The 14540-nt window shown below is 68.9% G+C and carries 15 protein-coding genes; 3 read left to right on the top strand and 12 right to left on the bottom strand.

Going from position 1 to position 14540, the window contains the following annotated elements; translation table 11 throughout:
- Positions 1–30: 30 nt before the first annotated feature.
- The 4 genes from BO226_RS05895 to dxr all read right to left on the bottom strand — a co-directional run bounded on the left by BO226_RS05895 (position 31) and on the right by dxr (position 4566).
- A complete protein-coding gene (locus BO226_RS05895; RefSeq protein ID WP_071934804.1) occupies positions 31–867 on the bottom strand; it encodes a GNAT family N-acetyltransferase in 837 nt (278 codons plus the stop codon).
- A 114-nt stretch (positions 868–981) separates the two neighbouring features.
- Positions 982–2136 carry a flavodoxin-dependent (E)-4-hydroxy-3-methylbut-2-enyl-diphosphate synthase gene (gene ispG / locus BO226_RS05890; RefSeq protein WP_024100645.1) on the bottom strand — a complete coding sequence of 385 codons (1155 nt, stop codon included), beginning with the start codon at positions 2134–2136 and terminating at the stop codon, positions 982–984.
- A 45-nt stretch (positions 2137–2181) separates the two neighbouring features.
- Entirely contained in the window at positions 2182–3399 is a 1218-nt protein-coding gene (locus tag BO226_RS05885; protein ID WP_024100644.1) for a M50 family metallopeptidase, read from the bottom strand.
- A 15-nt stretch (positions 3400–3414) separates the two neighbouring features.
- Positions 3415–4566, bottom strand: coding sequence for a 1-deoxy-D-xylulose-5-phosphate reductoisomerase (gene dxr, locus BO226_RS05880; RefSeq protein WP_071934803.1), 1152 nt, complete (start codon positions 4564–4566; stop codon positions 3415–3417).
- A 151-nt stretch (positions 4567–4717) separates the two neighbouring features.
- Between dxr and BO226_RS05875 the strand changes: the two genes are divergently transcribed.
- Positions 4718–4966: a DUF2631 domain-containing protein gene (locus BO226_RS05875; RefSeq protein WP_024100642.1), complete on the top strand. Its 249-nt coding sequence runs from the start codon at positions 4718–4720 to the stop codon at positions 4964–4966.
- Positions 4967–5032: 66 nt separating this feature from the next.
- On the opposite strand, the gene rlmN is transcribed toward BO226_RS05875, so the two are convergent.
- A complete protein-coding gene (rlmN, locus tag BO226_RS05870; protein WP_024100641.1) occupies positions 5033–6142 on the bottom strand; it encodes a 23S rRNA (adenine(2503)-C(2))-methyltransferase RlmN in 1110 nt (369 codons plus the stop codon).
- Positions 6143–6278: 136 nt separating this feature from the next.
- On the opposite strand from rlmN, the gene BO226_RS05865 reads away from it, so the two are divergent.
- Positions 6279–7112 (top strand): HpcH/HpaI aldolase/citrate lyase family protein, encoded by an 834-nt coding sequence (locus BO226_RS05865; RefSeq protein WP_071934802.1) that lies wholly within the window; start codon positions 6279–6281, stop codon positions 7110–7112.
- Positions 7113–7124: 12 nt separating this feature from the next.
- Here the strand turns inward: BO226_RS05865 and BO226_RS05860 are convergent, their stop codons facing one another.
- From BO226_RS05860 to rpsB, 6 genes are all read right to left on the bottom strand, one after another.
- Positions 7125–7871, bottom strand: a complete 747-nt coding sequence (locus tag BO226_RS05860; protein WP_071934801.1) for a class I SAM-dependent methyltransferase — start codon at positions 7869–7871, stop codon at positions 7125–7127.
- A 7-nt stretch (positions 7872–7878) separates the two neighbouring features.
- A complete protein-coding gene (locus BO226_RS05855) occupies positions 7879–8817 on the bottom strand; it encodes a phosphatidate cytidylyltransferase (RefSeq protein WP_071934800.1) in 939 nt (312 codons plus the stop codon).
- A gap of 2 nt (positions 8818–8819) precedes the next feature.
- On the bottom strand, positions 8820–9377 hold the full coding sequence (frr, locus tag BO226_RS05850) for a ribosome recycling factor (RefSeq protein ID WP_024100638.1): 558 nt from the start codon (positions 9375–9377) through the stop codon (positions 8820–8822).
- 28 nt (positions 9378–9405) lie between these two features.
- On the bottom strand, positions 9406–10134 hold the full coding sequence (gene pyrH / locus BO226_RS05845; protein WP_006550976.1) for a UMP kinase: 729 nt from the start codon (positions 10132–10134) through the stop codon (positions 9406–9408).
- Between the two features lie 197 nt (positions 10135–10331).
- The gene (gene tsf / locus BO226_RS05840) at positions 10332–11156 is read right to left on the bottom strand and encodes a translation elongation factor Ts (RefSeq protein ID WP_006550975.1); all 825 of its coding nucleotides are present in this window, start codon (positions 11154–11156) and stop codon (positions 10332–10334) included.
- Positions 11157–11286: 130 nt separating this feature from the next.
- The gene (gene rpsB, locus BO226_RS05835) at positions 11287–12129 is read right to left on the bottom strand and encodes a 30S ribosomal protein S2 (RefSeq protein ID WP_060650992.1); all 843 of its coding nucleotides are present in this window, start codon (positions 12127–12129) and stop codon (positions 11287–11289) included.
- Between the two features lie 307 nt (positions 12130–12436).
- Here rpsB and BO226_RS05830 point away from each other — a divergent pair, with 307 nt between their 5' ends.
- Complete coding sequence (locus BO226_RS05830) at positions 12437–12940, top strand: M23 family metallopeptidase (RefSeq protein WP_071934799.1); 504 nt, start codon at positions 12437–12439, stop codon at positions 12938–12940.
- A 7-nt stretch (positions 12941–12947) separates the two neighbouring features.
- Here the strand turns inward: BO226_RS05830 and BO226_RS05825 are convergent, their stop codons facing one another.
- Positions 12948–14507: a MinD/ParA family ATP-binding protein gene (locus BO226_RS05825; RefSeq protein WP_071934798.1), complete on the bottom strand. Its 1560-nt coding sequence runs from the start codon at positions 14505–14507 to the stop codon at positions 12948–12950.
- Positions 14508–14540 lie beyond the last annotated feature (33 nt).

Here is a 14540-nt window from a genome sequence, read left to right as displayed (position 1 = left end):
CCCGTCATCGTAGGCAGAGCCGACGGGAAATCAGTCGAGCAGCACCGTGGAGAACGTCGCGACCTGACGGAAACCCGCGCGGGCGTAGGCTCCACGAGCCGGGGCGTTGAAGCTGTTGACGTAGAGGCTGGGCAGGCGACCACTGCGAGCGACCGCGCAGGCCACGGCGGCCGTGCCGATCGTGCCGAGGCCCGAGCCACGATGCGCGGGATCGACCCAGACGCCCTGGATCTGGCCCACCGCGGACGACTGCGAACCCACCTCCGCCTTGAACACGACCTGTCCGTCCTCGAACCGCGCCCAGGCGCGTCCCGCCGCGATCAGGCTCGCGACGCGGCGCCGGTAACCCGCACCGCCGTCGCCGGTGCGCGGGTCGATGCCGACCTCCTCGATGAACATCGAGATCGCGGCGGGCAGATACACATCCAGTTCGTCGGTCCGCACGGGCCGGACCAGCGGGTCGGGGTCCACGAGCGGTTCGCGGTCGAGGACGAGGAGGGGTTGTTCGGCGCGCACCTCGCGGGGAGCGCCCCACGTGGATTCGAGCCGCTCCCACATGGGCAGCGCGTACTCGGCGCGACCGACGATGGACGAACACAACCGCGGCCCGCGACTCGCGCGCTCGGCGAACGCCTGGATGTCGTCCGGACTGCCCAGCAGCGGAATGAGGTTCGCGCCGGAGAAGCACAGCGAGGTCTCGGGGCCTCCGCGGCTCCACATCTCGCCGCCGACGGCACGCCCGTCGAGTCCGTACTCCTCGACGCGGCCGGCCACCATGCACGCGGCCACGGGGTCGCGGGAGAGCACCCGGAGCACCGCGGCGGTGTCACGTCCGCCCAACGACCGGACGCCCAGAAGCTTGAGCACTCGCTCACCACCCGTCGAGAAGCCGATACGAGATCAGAGTGCCATGCCGGACGGCGGCGTGGAAACCTGAGTCCTCGAAAGTGAGAGAACGCCGTCCCGTGCGCCCCACCCGTATCAGCCGACCGACACCACGGGGCCGCCGCCCGAGTCGTTGCCGTCCATCTCGTCGGCGATGCGCATCGCTTCCTCGATGAGGGTCTCGACGATCTGCGCCTCGGGCACGGTCTTGATGACCTTGCCCTTGACGAAGATCTGGCCCTTGCCGTTTCCGGAGGCCACACCGAGGTCCGCCTCACGAGCCTCACCGGGTCCGTTGACGACGCAACCCATCACCGCAACCCGCAGCGGCACCTCCATGCCCTCGAGTCCGGCGGTGACCTCGTTGGCGAGGGAGTAGACGTCCACCTGGGCACGCCCGCAGGACGGGCACGAGACGATCTCGAGTTTGCGGGGACGCAGGTTCAGCGACTGCAGGATCTGCGTGCCGACCTTGATCTCCTCGGCGGGCGGCGCCGACAGGGACACGCGGATGGTGTCGCCGATGCCCTCGCTCAGCAGCGCACCGAAGGCGACGGCCGACTTGATGGTGCCCTGGAAGGCGGGGCCGGCCTCGGTCACACCGAGGTGCAGCGGGTAGTCGCACTGCGCGGCGAGCTGCCGGTAGGCCTCGACCATCACGACGGGGTCGTTGTGCTTGACGGAGATCTTGATGTCGCCGAAGCCGTGTTCCTCGAACAGGCTCGCCTCCCACAGGGCGGACTCGACGAGAGCCTCCGGGGTGGCCTTGCCGTACTTGGCGAGGAGCCGGGGGTCGAGGGAGCCGGCGTTGACGCCGATCCGGATGGGGATCCCGGCGTCTCCGGCCGCCTTGGCGACCTCCTTGACGCGACCGTCGAACTCCTTGATGTTGCCGGGATTGACGCGCACGGCCGCGCAGCCGGCGTCGATCGCGGCGAAGATGTACCGCGGCTGGAAGTGGATGTCGGCGATTACCGGGATCTTGCTCTTCTTCGCGATGATCGGGAGTGCGTCGGCGTCCTCCTGACGCGGGCACGCGACACGCACGATGTCGCAGCCGGACGCCGTGAGTTCCGCGATCTGCTGGAGGGTGGCGTTCACGTCGTGCGTCTTCGTGGTGGTCATCGACTGCACGGACACCGGATGATCGCTGCCGACGCCGACATTTCCGACCATGAGCTGGCGGGTCTTGCGTCGGGGTGCGAGGACCGCAGGAATTTCGGGCATGCCCAATCCGACGGGGCTGGTCACAGTTCGCCTTCTTTCGTCGCTACTCGGCAAGTCTACCGGCGCAGATCAGAACAGCTTGATGGGGTTGACGATGTCTGCTGTAAGGGTGAGCACCATGTAGGCGCCACCGATGACCACCGCCACATAGGTCAGCGGCAGCAGTTTCATGTAGTCCACGGGAGGGCCGACCGGCAGTCCACGCAGGCCGCGCAGCCAGTTGCGGGCCTTCTCGTAGATCGCGACGGCCATGTGCCCACCGTCGAGCGGCAGCAGCGGGAGGAGGTTGAACGCACCGAGGAAGAAGTTCAGCTGAGCGAGCAACAACACGAACGACTCCCAGATGCCGCGCTCGGCGAACTGGCCGCCGATGACACTGGCGCCCACGACACTGACCGGGGTGTCGACCGCGCGCTCTCCCCCGGTGACGGCCGTCCACAGGTCGGCGACCTTACTCGGCAGGCTCACGAGGGCCTCGGCCGTGCGGACCGCCAGGTAACCGGTGAAGTCGAAGGTCGCGGGGATCGCCGAGAGCGGCGTGTACTCGATGATGCCCGGCTCTCCCCCGACCCCGATCGCACCGACGGTGCGGGAGACGGGTTCGGCGTCGAGCGACTCGCTCTCGTAGACCCAGCGCTGGACCTGCTGGACCGTGACGGGCACGGTGAGGGTCTCGTCACCACGCTCGACGGTGAACGGTACGGTGCCCGACAGGGGCTGCGTGGCCCGGACGAGGTCGCCGAAGGTCTCGACGGACTGCCCGTCCACGGCGACGATCACGTCGCCCGGTTCGATGCCGGCCTGCTCGGCCGGGCCGGGACCCGAGCAGTCGGCCGGGGTGTAGTCGGGCGGCCCGTCCTGGGTCGGCGCGGCACAGCCGACGGTGCCGACCACCGCGCGGTTGTCGGTGTTGGGCAGTCCCGCGCTGGCAGCGAGGCCGTAGATGAGCACGATGCCGAGCAGGAAGTTCATCGCGATGCCACCCGACATCACGACGAGACGCTTCCACGTCTTCTGCTTGTACATCGCGCGCTCGACCTCGTCGGGCGCGAGTTCGTCCAGGGCCGTCATGCCGGCGATGTCGCAGAACCCGCCGGCCGGAACCGCTTTGAGACCGTATTCGGTCTCCCCGCGGCGGAAGGCGAACACACGGGGACCGAACCCGATGTAATAGCGCCGGACCTTCATGCCCAGCTTCTGCGCCGTCCACATGTGGCCGGCCTCGTGCAGGGCGATGGAGACGGCGATGCCGAGGGCGAACACCACCACGCCCAATACGAACATCATGAGTGGCCGATCCTCCTATACGAGTGTGCGCGCCCGGTCGCGGGCCCAGCCGTCGGCGGCGAGCACGTCGTCCACGGTACTGGGTTCGGCGGACCACTCGTGTGCGTCGTTCAGCACGGCCTCGACGGTCTGCACGATCCGCGGGAACGACAGCGTCCCCGCGAGGAAGGCCTCGGCGGCGACCTCGTTGGCCGCGTTGTAGACGGCGGTGAGGCATCCGCCGCCCACGCCCGCTTGGCGCGCGAGCCGCACGGCGGGGAAGACGTCGTCGTCGAGGGGTTCGAACTCCCAGGTGGACGCGGTCGAGAAGTCGAGTGCCGGGGCGGCGTGCGGGACGCGGTGCGGCCAGCCGAGGGCCAGCGCGATCGGCAGCTTCATCGACGGCGGCGATGCCTGGGCAAGGGTCGATCCGTCGACGAAGGTGACCATCGAGTGCACGATCGACTGCGGGTGCACCGTCACGTCGATCCGGTCGTAGTCCACACCGAAGAGCAGGTGGGTCTCGATGAGTTCGAGTCCCTTGTTGACGAGGGTCGCCGAGTTGAGGGTGTTCATCGGCCCCATCGACCAGGTGGGGTGGGCGCCGGCCTGTTCGGGCGTCACCGATTCGAGGCGATCGGCGGTCCAGCCGCGGAACGGACCGCCCGAGGCGGTGAGCACGAGACGCGCCACCTCGTCGCCGCTGCCGCCACGCAGGCACTGCGCGAGCGCGGAGTGCTCCGAGTCGACGGGCACGATCTGGCCCGGCCCCGCCGCCTTCGTGACGAGCGACCCGCCCGCGACCAGCGATTCCTTGTTCGCCAACGCGAGTCGTGCACCGGTGTCGAGCGCCGCGAGGGTTGGTTCGAGACCGAGGGAACCGACCAGGGCGTTGAGCACGACGTCGGCCTCGACTTCGCGTACGAGTTCGGTGACGGCGGTCGGGCCGCTCCGGACCGGCAGGTCGAGACGTGCGGCAGCGTCAGGGTCGGCCACGGCGACCTCGCGGACGCCGGTCGCGCGGATCTGTTCGGCGAGCATGTCCGTCTTGCCTCCGCCCGCGGCGAGACCGACGACTTCGAAGTCGTCGGGATTGGCGGCGATCACGTCGAGTGCCTGGGTACCGATGGAACCGGTACTGCCCAGCAGGAGCACCCGGGTGCGGAAAGAAGATCGAGTCTCGGCCACGCGAGCATTGTTCCCCACGCACCTGAACGGTTCCTGAACCGCCCGGCTTCCACCCGTCGGAACGCACCGCACGCATGCCCCGCTTCGTACGACGCGGGGTCGTATGTCACGATAAGCAGCAACAGCAGCATCTGGTGAGCAGGAGGAAACCGTGGCCGGTACCGAGTTGCAGTCCACTCGTGGTGATGTGGCGGCGGAAGTGCCGTCCGCCGAGTGGGGTTGGAGCGGGGAAGCCCCCAGGTTCTTCCGCGTCATGGCCCTGATCGTGGCGGTGTTCCTGCTGCTGATGCTGATCGGCAACCACGAAGGCCACGTGGAGAGCCTGTACCTGATCGGCTCGGCGGCCCTGCTCGTGTTCATCGTCGCGCGCGACGCGGTGCGCCGGCGCCGTCTGCGCTAGTTCCACGAACGTTCGGGGCCCGTCCGGAATTCTCCGGACGGGCCCTGTCGTGTCTTCGGTGCCGCCTCAGCCTTCGGCGGCGAGCTGCCCGCATGCTGCCGCGATCTCCTGGCCACGCGTGTCGCGCACGGTGCACGACACGCCCTGGGCCTGCACGCGCCGCACGAACTCGCGTTCGACGTCCTTCGGACTGGCGTCCCACTCACTACCCGGGGTGGGGTTGAGCGGGATGAGGTTCACGTGCACGAGCGACCCGAGAGCCTTGTGGAGCTTCTTGCCGAGCATGTCGGCGCGCCACGGCTGGTCGTTGACGTCGCGGATGAGGGCGTACTCGATCGAGACGCGCCGGCCGGTCTTGTCGGCGTAGTACCGCGCCGCCTCGAGGACCTCGGCGACCGACCACCGGTTGTTGACCGGGACGAGGGTGTCGCGCAGTTCGTCGTCCGGGGTGTGCAGCGACACCGCGAGGGTGACGCTGAGTCCTTCGTCGGCGAGGCGCCGGATGGCCGGTGCCAGTCCCACGGTGGAGACGGTGACCGAGCGCTGCGACAGGCCGAGCCCTTCGGGGGCAGGTGAGGTGATGCGGCGCACCGCCGCGACCACGCGCTTGTAGTTCGCGAGCGGCTCGCCCATGCCCATGAACACGACGTTCGACAGCCGTCCCGGTCCGCCGGCGACGTCACCGTCGCGCAGGGCAGCGGCAGCCGCGCGCACCTGGTCGACGATCTCGGCCGTCGACAGGTTGCGGTCGAGACCGCCCTGGCCGGTCGCACAGAACGGGCATGCCATGCCGCATCCGGCCTGGCTGGAGATGCACAGCGTGGCGCGGTCGGGATAGCGCATGAGGACGCTCTCGAGCAGGGTGCCGTCGTGGGCGCGCCACAGGGTCTTGCGAGTCTCGCCTCCGTCGCACGCGATGTGCCGGACCGCGCTGAGCAGGGGCGGGAACAACGCCTCCCCCACCTTGTCGCGGACGGCGGCGGGCAGATCGGTCATCTTCACCGGATCCGCCTCGAGCCGCCCGTAGTACTGGCGGGCGAGCTGGTCGGCGCGAAAGGCCGGAAGCCCCAGTTCGCGCACCGCATCACGACGCTGATCTGCGTCGAGGTCGGCGAGATGGCGTGGCGGAAGACCACGCTTGGGTGCATCGAAGACCAGGGGCAGGGAAGAAGCCATAATCACCTATTGTCCCATGATCCGGGACGGATGGGTCCGGGCGTCGCTGTGATACTCGCCCCCATTCCTGTGCCGGTGGCACCGCTCGGTCTCCCTCACGCCGAGTCACCCGGGCGCGGAGGGGGAATACGGGAGCATGGACATCATGACCGGTCTCGTCGCTCCCGAAGTCGCACGCTCGTGGTTGCTCGTTCCGGGCCGCTCCCCCGATCTCTTCGACGCCGCCGCCGGCTCGCCCGCCGATGCGGTGGTGCTCGACCTCGAGGATGCCGTGCCCGCCGCGGCCAAACCCGCCGCTCGCGACGGCATCGTGGCGTGGCTGCGCGAGGGTGGGAAGGCCTGGGTGCGGGTCAACGACGCCACCACGTCGTTCTGGGCCGACGATCTCGCCGCGCTCGCCGGCCTATCGGGCCTGCAGGGCGTCATGCTCGCGAAGGCGGAGAGCGGTCACCAGGTCGAGGCCACCGCCGACCTGCTGCCGGAGGGCACGCGCATCCTCGTGTTGATCGAGTCGGCGATGGGTCTCGAGGCGGCTCCCGAGATCGCCCGCTCGGAGGGCACCTTCCGCCTGGTCTTCGGCAGCGGCGACTTCCGGCGCGACACCGGCATGAGCGACAGCCCGATGGCGATGGCGTACGCGCGATCGCGGTTGGTCATCACGAGCCGCGCCGCGCGCCTGCCGGGACCCATCGACGGACCCACACTCAGCGACGATCCCGAGGTCCTCGAACGTGAGGCCGAGCTGACGCGCTCGATGGGGATGACCGGCAAGTTGTGCATGACCGGCGAACGCGCGTCGTACGCGAACGTGGCTCTGAGCCCGAACAGCACGGACGTGGACTGGGCGGAAGGCATCATCGACAAGCTCGGTGAGGACGGGCGCAACGTCCGCGACGGCAGCGACCTGCCGAACCTCGCGAAGGCGAAGAAGATCACCGAGCTGGCGCGGATGTTCGGTATCGGCCGGTAGCGCTGACCGGTCTCAGCTCAGTTCCAGGCCACCGATGGGTCTGCGGCGCACGTGCAGCCGGTAGCGGACGGTGAGCGTCGTGCCGGGTGTCTCCCGGATCGCCCGGGTCGCGACGCGGGGTGCGAACTCGATGCCGAGCACCCGCTCGAGGGTCGCGCGGTCCGGGAACTCCCACAGCGTGTCGATGCGGCGCAGATCGAATCCCTGCGCCTCGAAGAACGCCTCGACCGCGGCCGGGTCGTAGTGCGGGAGGTCGTCGCGCATCCAGTCGCCGTAGGGATGGGCGGTGGCGTCGAGGTCGACGACGGCGAGCGCCCCGCCGGGACGCAGCACCCGCATGGCCTCGAGGATTCCGGCGCCGCACCCGGGGCCGAAGAAGTAGGCGGTGCGGGCGTGGACGAGATCGACCGAGGCGTCAGGCAGCGGCATGTCCGCGGCGGAGCCTTCCGTCACGGTGACCGACGGAAGACCTTTCACGCGGGTGCGGGCCGCGGCGACCAGCGGCGGGTGCGGCTCGATTCCGGTCACCGTGCGTGCGTCGGCCGCGAACATCGGAAGGTGGAAACCCGAACCGCACCCGATGTCGACGACGTGGCGGCCGGTCCAGTCCGCGGCCTCCCGCAGCGCCGCGTACACGGCGCAGCGGGGGTCCTGCGCGCGGTTCTCCTCCTCGTACACCTCGGGCCAGTGCCAGATGTTGGGGCTGGCGATCACACCATTTCCCGACTTCGGCGCACGAAGCTTCGACGAACGCACCATCGGGCGACTACACGAAGGCCGTGAGGATCAGCCAGGTGACGAAGGCCGATGGCAGGATCGAGTCGAGCCGGTCCATGATGCCGCCGTGGCCGGGCAGCAGGGTGCCCATGTCCTTGATGCCGAGATCCCGCTTGACCTGCGACTCGATGAGATCGCCGGCCGTCGCCGTCACCACGAGCACGGCGCCGAGCAGCAGACCGGCCCACCACGGGCCGTCGAGCAGGAAGACGACGGTGAGGACACCGACCGCGATGCAGGCCACCAACGACCCGGCGAAACCTTCCCACGACTTCTTCGGGCTGATCGCCGGGACCATCGGGTGCTTGCCGAACAGGACACCCGAGGCGTAGCCGCCGATGTCCGACGCGACACACACGAGCATCAGGCAGAACACGCGCTGGGCGCCTTGATCCTCGAGGACCATGAGGGTCGCGAACGACGCCAGCAACGGCAACCAGGCCGCGACGAAGACCGCGACCGCGGTGTCGCGCAGGTAGTTGCGCGGTTGCGCGACGAGACCGTGGTCGAACAGGCGCCACAACATCGTCACGACGACCGTGCCTGCGAACGCACCGAGCACACCCGTCGTGCCGTACGGCCACCCGAGCCAGATCATCGCCTGACCACCGGCCAGCAACGGCAGTCTGGGGACGAGCACGTCCGCCTCGCGCAGACGCTTGGTGACCTCCCAGGTCGCGATGCCGATGGCGATCGCGACGACGGCGAGCCACGCCTTCGGGGCGAACAGCAGGATCCCGATGACGAGCGCGCCCAGACCACCGCCGACCGCGAAAGCGGCCGGCAGGTCGCGTCCCGCCCGTGAGGGTTTCTTCACCGGCTCCGACGCGGGGTCGGGGGCCGGTGCCGGGTCTGCAGGGGTGGCACCGGAGTCGGCTCCGGCACCGAGTGGAAGCTGCGGGTCGGAGGACCCGTCGGCTCGACCCACTGTCAGACCTCCATCAGTTCGGCTTCCTTGTGCTTGATCAACTCGTCGATCTGACCGACGTACTTGGCGGTCGTCTTGTCGAGTTCCTTCTCGGCGCGGTTCACGTCGTCCTCGCCGGCCTCGCCGTCCTTCTGGATACGTCCGAGTTCCTCCATCGCCTTGCGGCGGACGTTGCGCACGGCGACCTTGGCGTCCTCACCCTTGGCCTTGGCCTGCTTGACGAGTTCGCGGCGACGTTCCTCGGTGAGCTGCGGGACCGAGATGCGGATGATGTTGCCGTCATTGGTGGGGTTGACACCGAGATCGGAGTTGCGGATCGCGGTCTCGATCGCGTTCAGCTGCGAGGCCTCGTACGGCTTGACGATGACCATGCGCGCCTCGGGAACATTGATGCTGGCGATCTGCGTGATCGGCGTGGGAGCCCCGTAGTAGTCGACGACGATGCGGTTGAACATGCCCGGGTTCGCGCGACCGGTCCGGATGCCACCCAGATCGTCCCGGGCCACCGTGACGGCCTTCTCCATCTTCTCTTCTGCTTCGAAGAGGGCTTCATCGATCACGGCAGTTCCTCCATGTTCCGTTGTCCGTTCATGACCGTACGAGTGTTCCGATCTTCTCACCGGCGATGGCTCGGGCGATATTGCCCTTGGTCAGCAGATTGAAGACCATGATCGGCATGGCGTTGTCCATGCACAGGCTGAAGGCGGTCGCGTCGGCGACCTTGAGGCCCTGCTCGATGACCTCGCGATGGGTGATCTCCTCGAACAGCACCGCATCCGGGTTCGTGCGGGGGTCGTCGGAGTAGACGCCGTCCACGGCCTTCGCCATGAGGACGACCTCGGCGCCGATCTCGAGGGCGCGCTGCGCGGCGGTGGTGTCGGTGGAGAAGTACGGCATGCCCATGCCGGCACCGAAGATGACCACACGCCCCTTCTCGAGGTGGCGGCGCGCACGCAGCGGCAGGTAGGGCTCGGCGACCTGCCCCATCGTGATGGCGGTCTGCACGCGGGTGTCGATGCCTTCCTTCTCCAGGAAGTCCTGCAGCGCAAGGGAGTTCATGACCGTGCCGAGCATGCCCATGTAATCGGACCGCGCGCGTTCGAGACCGCGCTGCTGGAGTTCGGCGCCGCGGAAGAAGTTGCCGCCACCGATCACGACGGCGACCTCGGCGCCACCGCGCACGACCTCCGCGATCTGCTGGGCCACCGTCGTCACCACGTCCGGGTCGAGTCCGACCTTGCCGCCGCCGAACATCTCGCCGCCGAGCTTGAGCAGTACCCGGCGGAATCCGGGCCGATCGTGGGCGTGGTCGGACATGACTCTCCTCTGGTTGCGCATGAATCGGCCCTTATCATCCTGCCTCATCCGCTCGAGGGAACCGAGATCGGGCGGATAGACACGCCACACCTGTCACCGCGCAGCACGCGCGAGCGCCTCCGTGCCCCGAGGCGGCGTGGCCCGACACACCTCGACCCCGCCGGTAGCAGCACCGACGGGGTCGTGGAGTGGAAGAACTAGCTGGCGCCGACCTCGAAACGCACGAAGCGGACGACGTTCGCGCCGGCCTCGTCGAGGATCGCCTTGACGGTCTTCTTCGAGTCCGTCACGGACGCCTGCTCGAGCAGGACGACGTCCTTGAAGTAGCCGTTGACGCGGCCTTCGACGATCTTCGGCAGAGCCTGCTCCGGCTTGCCCTCGGCCTTGGCGGTCTCCTCGGCGATACGACGCTCGTTGGCGACGATGTCCTCGGGAACCTCGTCACGGGTGACGTACTTGGCCTTCAGAGCGGCGATCTGCATCGCGGCAGCGCGAGCGGCCTCGGCAGCAGCATCGCCCTCACCGGTGTACTCGACGAGCACGCCGACGGACGGCGGTAGGTCGGAAGCACGCTTGTGCAGGTAGACGGCGGTCTGACCGTCGAATGCGGCAACGCGACGCAGCTCGAGCTTCTCGCCGATCTTCGCGGACAGCTCCTGGACGAGGGCGTCGACGGTCTTGCCGTCGGCCTCGACGGCCTTGAGCGCCTCGACGTCGTTCGCGCGGGCCTGTGCGGCAGCGGTGACGACCTTGTCGGCGAGAGCCTGGAACTCGTCGTTCTTGGCGACGAAGTCGGTCTCGGAGTTCAGCTCGACGAGAACGCCGTCCTTGGCGACGACGAGGCCCTCGGCCGTGGAGCGCTCGGCGCGCTTGCCCACGTCCTTGGCACCCTTGATGCGCAGCTGCTCGACGGCCTTGTCGAAGTCGCCGTCGTTGTCGGCGAGAGCGTTCTTGCAGTCCAGCATTCCGGAGCCGGTGAGCTCACGGAGACGCTTGACGTCGGCGGCGGTGTAGTTCGCCATGGAAGCGAGCCTCCTGTGTCTGTGGTGGAAAAGTCTCTGGGGGCGGCCCTATCGCGCGGATGAGCTCGGGCCGCGATGCGACGGCCCCGACCAGGATCTCTCGATCGGAAGGTCGGGGCCGGGCAACGAATCAGGCCTCGGGGGCCGCGTCTGCTGCGGGGGCTGCGTCCGCTGCGGGCGCCTCGGCGTCGGCGGCGGGGGTGGCCTGCGCGAGCAGCTCCTGCTCCCACTCGGCGAGAGGCTCGGCGCCGGCCTCGGGCTTGGCCTCGGCGTCGCTGCTCTTGCCGGCGCGGGCCTGCAGGCCCTCGGCGACGGCGGAAGCGACGACCTTGGTCAGCAGCGCCGCGGAACGGATCGCGTCGTCGTTACCCGGGATCGGGTAGTCGACGAGGTCCGGATCGCAGTTGGTGTCGAGGATCGCGATGACCGGGATGTTCAGCTTGCGGGCCTCACCGACGGCGATGTGCTCCTTGTTGGTGTCGACGACCCAGATCGCCGACGGAACCTTCGCCATGTCGCGGATGCCGCCGAGGGTGCGCTCCAGCTTGTTCTTCTCACGCGTGAGCATGAGGATTTCCTTCTTGGTGCGTCCCTCGAAGCCACCGGTCTGCTCCATCGACTCGAGCTCCTTCAGGCGCTGCAGGCGCTTGTGGACGGTCGAGAAGTTGGTGAGCATGCCGCCGAGCCAGCGCTGGTTCACGTAGGGCATGCCCACGCGGGTGGCCTCTTCGGCGATGGATTCCTGCGCCTGCTTCTTGGTGCCGACGAACAGCACGGTTCCACCGTGAGCGACGGTCTCCTTGACGAACTCGTACGCCTTGTCGATGTACGTCAGGGTCTGCTGCAGGTCGATGATGTAGATGCCGTTGCGGTCGGTGAAGATGAACCGCTTCATCTTCGGGTTCCAGCGACGGGTCTGGTGTCCGAAGTGGGCGCCGCTGTCGAGCAGCTGCCGCATAGTCACAACAGGCATGCCTGTTTCTCTCTTTCGTGTCGGTTTCCGCGGTGGATCTTCCGATCCCCGCCCTGGCGTCCACATGCCCGTCGAACCCTTGCGGGACCGGCCGACGGCCATTTCCGATGCGGCCCGGAGAAACGGGTCGGCATCGATGCGCGGACGCGCGAAGTCGATCTGCGTATACAGACCGCCCGACAAGTGTACGCGGAGCAGGCGCGGATCCCTAACCGGGAGTCACCGGACCTGTGGACGGATCCGGGGCTGTCCACAGATCGCGTCGCCCCCTGGTGCGCAGGGACTCCGATTCACGAGGCTGAAGAGCATGGTCCTCGCCGCGCCCCTCCGGACGTTCGCCGTCGTGATCGCCGCGCTCGTCGTGCTCGCCGCCGTCCCGGGAACCGGATCGGCGGACGCCGGACGGTTCGTGTGGCCGCTCGATCCCCGGCCGTCCGTGAGCCGGCAGTTCGACCCGCCCGAGCAGAACTGGCTCCCCGGTCACCGCGGTGTCGACCTCGACGCGCGTGTGGGGCAGACCGTCGTGGCTGCCGGTGACGGCGTCGTTGCGTTCGCCGGTGTCGTGGCCGGAAAACCCGTGGTCTCCATCGATCACGAGGGCGGGCTGCGCACCACCTACGAGCCGGTCGAGGCATCGGTCGCCGCGGGTCGCCGGGTGACGAGGGGCGATCCGATCGGCACCGTCGTCGCCGGTCACGAGGGCTGCGTCTCCCCCGCGTGCCTGCACTGGGGACTGCGTCGCGGCCGCGACGACTATCTCGACCCGCTGCCCCTCGTCGAGCGCCCGGTGATCCGCCTGTTGCCGGTATGACGCCCGGCTAACGCCCCGCGTGTCGACCCGACAGTGCGGGGAAGTCGTCGGCGACCATCGCGGCGAGTTCGACGAACGCCGTGCGGGTCGCGGGGCGGAGTCGTTCGAGATCGATCTCGGCTCCCTCGGCGAGATGCTCGTCGAAGGGCAGCACCTTCACCGCCCGGCACCGCGCGAGGAAATGTGCGGTCAGCGCGTCCATGTCGATGCTCGCCGCACCCGGCCGCGGCGAACTGATCACCACGACCGTGCGTTCGACCAGGTCGGAGTAACCGTGCGCCTGCAGCCAGTCGAGCGTCGCAGCCGCACTCCGCGCCGCATCGACAGCAGGCGAGGCGACGAGAACGAGGGTGTTCGCCAGGTCCAGCACGCCGCGCATGACCGAGTGCATGATCCCGGTCCCGCAGTCGGTGAGGATCACGTTGTAGTAGACCTGCAGGATGTCGACGACGCGCCGGTAGTCCTCCTCGCTGAACGCTTCCGAGGCAGCGGGATCGCGTTCGCTCGCGAGCACTTCGAGCCGGCTCGGCGCCTGCGATGTGTGGGCCCGCACGTCCGAGTACCGGCGGATGTTCGACGCGTTCGCGAGCAGGTCCCGCACCGTCGAGGTGGTCTGCTGCGGAATCCGCTGCCCGAGGGTGCCGAAGTCCGGATTCGCGTCGACGGCGATGACGCAGTCGCCGCGCAGCGACGCGAACGTCGACCCGAGCCCGACGGTCGTGGTGGTCTTCCCCACCCCACCCTTCAGGGACAGCACCGCGATCCGGTAGTCGCCCGGGATCGGCTGGCGGATCCGGGCGACGAGCTCCTCGCGGCGCTCACTGCCTCCTCCGTCGAGCCTGCCGCCGGTCAGCCGGTCGACCCGCTCCCGCCACCGCCGCGTGGAACGCCGTGACCTGCGGACGAGCACGCCCGAGGCGAGGTCGACGTTCGACGGCTGATGGTCGAACCGATGGGCCTCGTGTCGCAGGGCGTCGACCGTAGCGTCTGCTCTTGCCGGTAGCGGGGCGGGGACCGATGCGTGCCCGGGGTCGAGCGGACCGGATACGACCTCCGTCGCCTCCGGGCTCGCCACCTCCGACTCCGGCGCAGGTGCAGGTGCAGGTGCAGGTGCAGGTGCAGGTGCAGGTGCCCCAGTCTCGGGCTGTGTCTCCACGACTTCGGGTGCCGGCTCTGAGAAGACAGGCTCGGGCTCGGGTTCGGTCACGGCCTCCGGAACCGCCGCATCAGGCTCCGCCGAAACCGCCGCCTCGGGCTCCGACGGTGGGAGCACCGGATTCTCGGGTCGCGCCGGTTCGTGCGCGACGAGCGGTCCGGACGACTCCGGCTCCGGGTCGTCTGCGCTGATCCGGGGCCGCAACGCCATACCGAGAGGCACCGAAGCCGTCATCTCGAGCGGAGCGGAGGGAGTGGGCGGAGTCGCACCGTCGCCGGACGGAGTGGAGGGACCGGGCGTCTCGGCGCCTCTGGCCGCGCGGCGGAGGCCGCGTCGCGCATGGTCGCTTCCGGATTCCGGTGGGTCCTGCAGCCAGGCGGGCACGGCAGGACCCGGTTCGTTGCGTCTCATCTGTTCCCCCGATTCGATGGTGCCGGCGCACGC

It is taken from the genome of Rhodococcus sp. 2G (genome assembly GCF_001886355.1).
In the GTDB taxonomy this organism is placed as follows: domain Bacteria; phylum Actinomycetota; class Actinomycetes; order Mycobacteriales; family Mycobacteriaceae; genus Rhodococcus; species Rhodococcus pyridinivorans.
The sequence above is the reverse complement of the archived record's forward strand: the minus strand, read 5'-3'. Positions and strand labels throughout refer to the sequence as shown.

Coding starts and splice junctions, on each gene's coding strand:
- BO226_RS05885 (WP_024100644.1), bottom strand. CDS start 3,399: ATGATGTTCGTATTGGGCGTGGTGGTGTTCGCCCTCGGCATCGCCGTC.
- rlmN (WP_024100641.1), bottom strand. CDS start 6,142: ATGGCTTCTTCCCTGCCCCTGGTCTTCGATGCACCCAAGCGTGGTCTT.
- BO226_RS05865 (WP_071934802.1), top strand. CDS start 6,279: ATGGACATCATGACCGGTCTCGTCGCTCCCGAAGTCGCACGCTCGTGG.
- BO226_RS05860 (WP_071934801.1), bottom strand. CDS start 7,871: ATGGTGCGTTCGTCGAAGCTTCGTGCGCCGAAGTCGGGAAATGGTGTG.
- pyrH (WP_006550976.1), bottom strand. CDS start 10,134: ATGTCCGACCACGCCCACGATCGGCCCGGATTCCGCCGGGTACTGCTC.
- tsf (WP_006550975.1), bottom strand. CDS start 11,156: ATGGCGAACTACACCGCCGCCGACGTCAAGCGTCTCCGTGAGCTCACC.
- rpsB (WP_060650992.1), bottom strand. CDS start 12,129: ATGCCTGTTGTGACTATGCGGCAGCTGCTCGACAGCGGCGCCCACTTC.
- BO226_RS05830 (WP_071934799.1), top strand. CDS start 12,437: ATGGTCCTCGCCGCGCCCCTCCGGACGTTCGCCGTCGTGATCGCCGCG.
- BO226_RS05825 (WP_071934798.1), bottom strand. CDS start 14,507: ATGAGACGCAACGAACCGGGTCCTGCCGTGCCCGCCTGGCTGCAGGAC.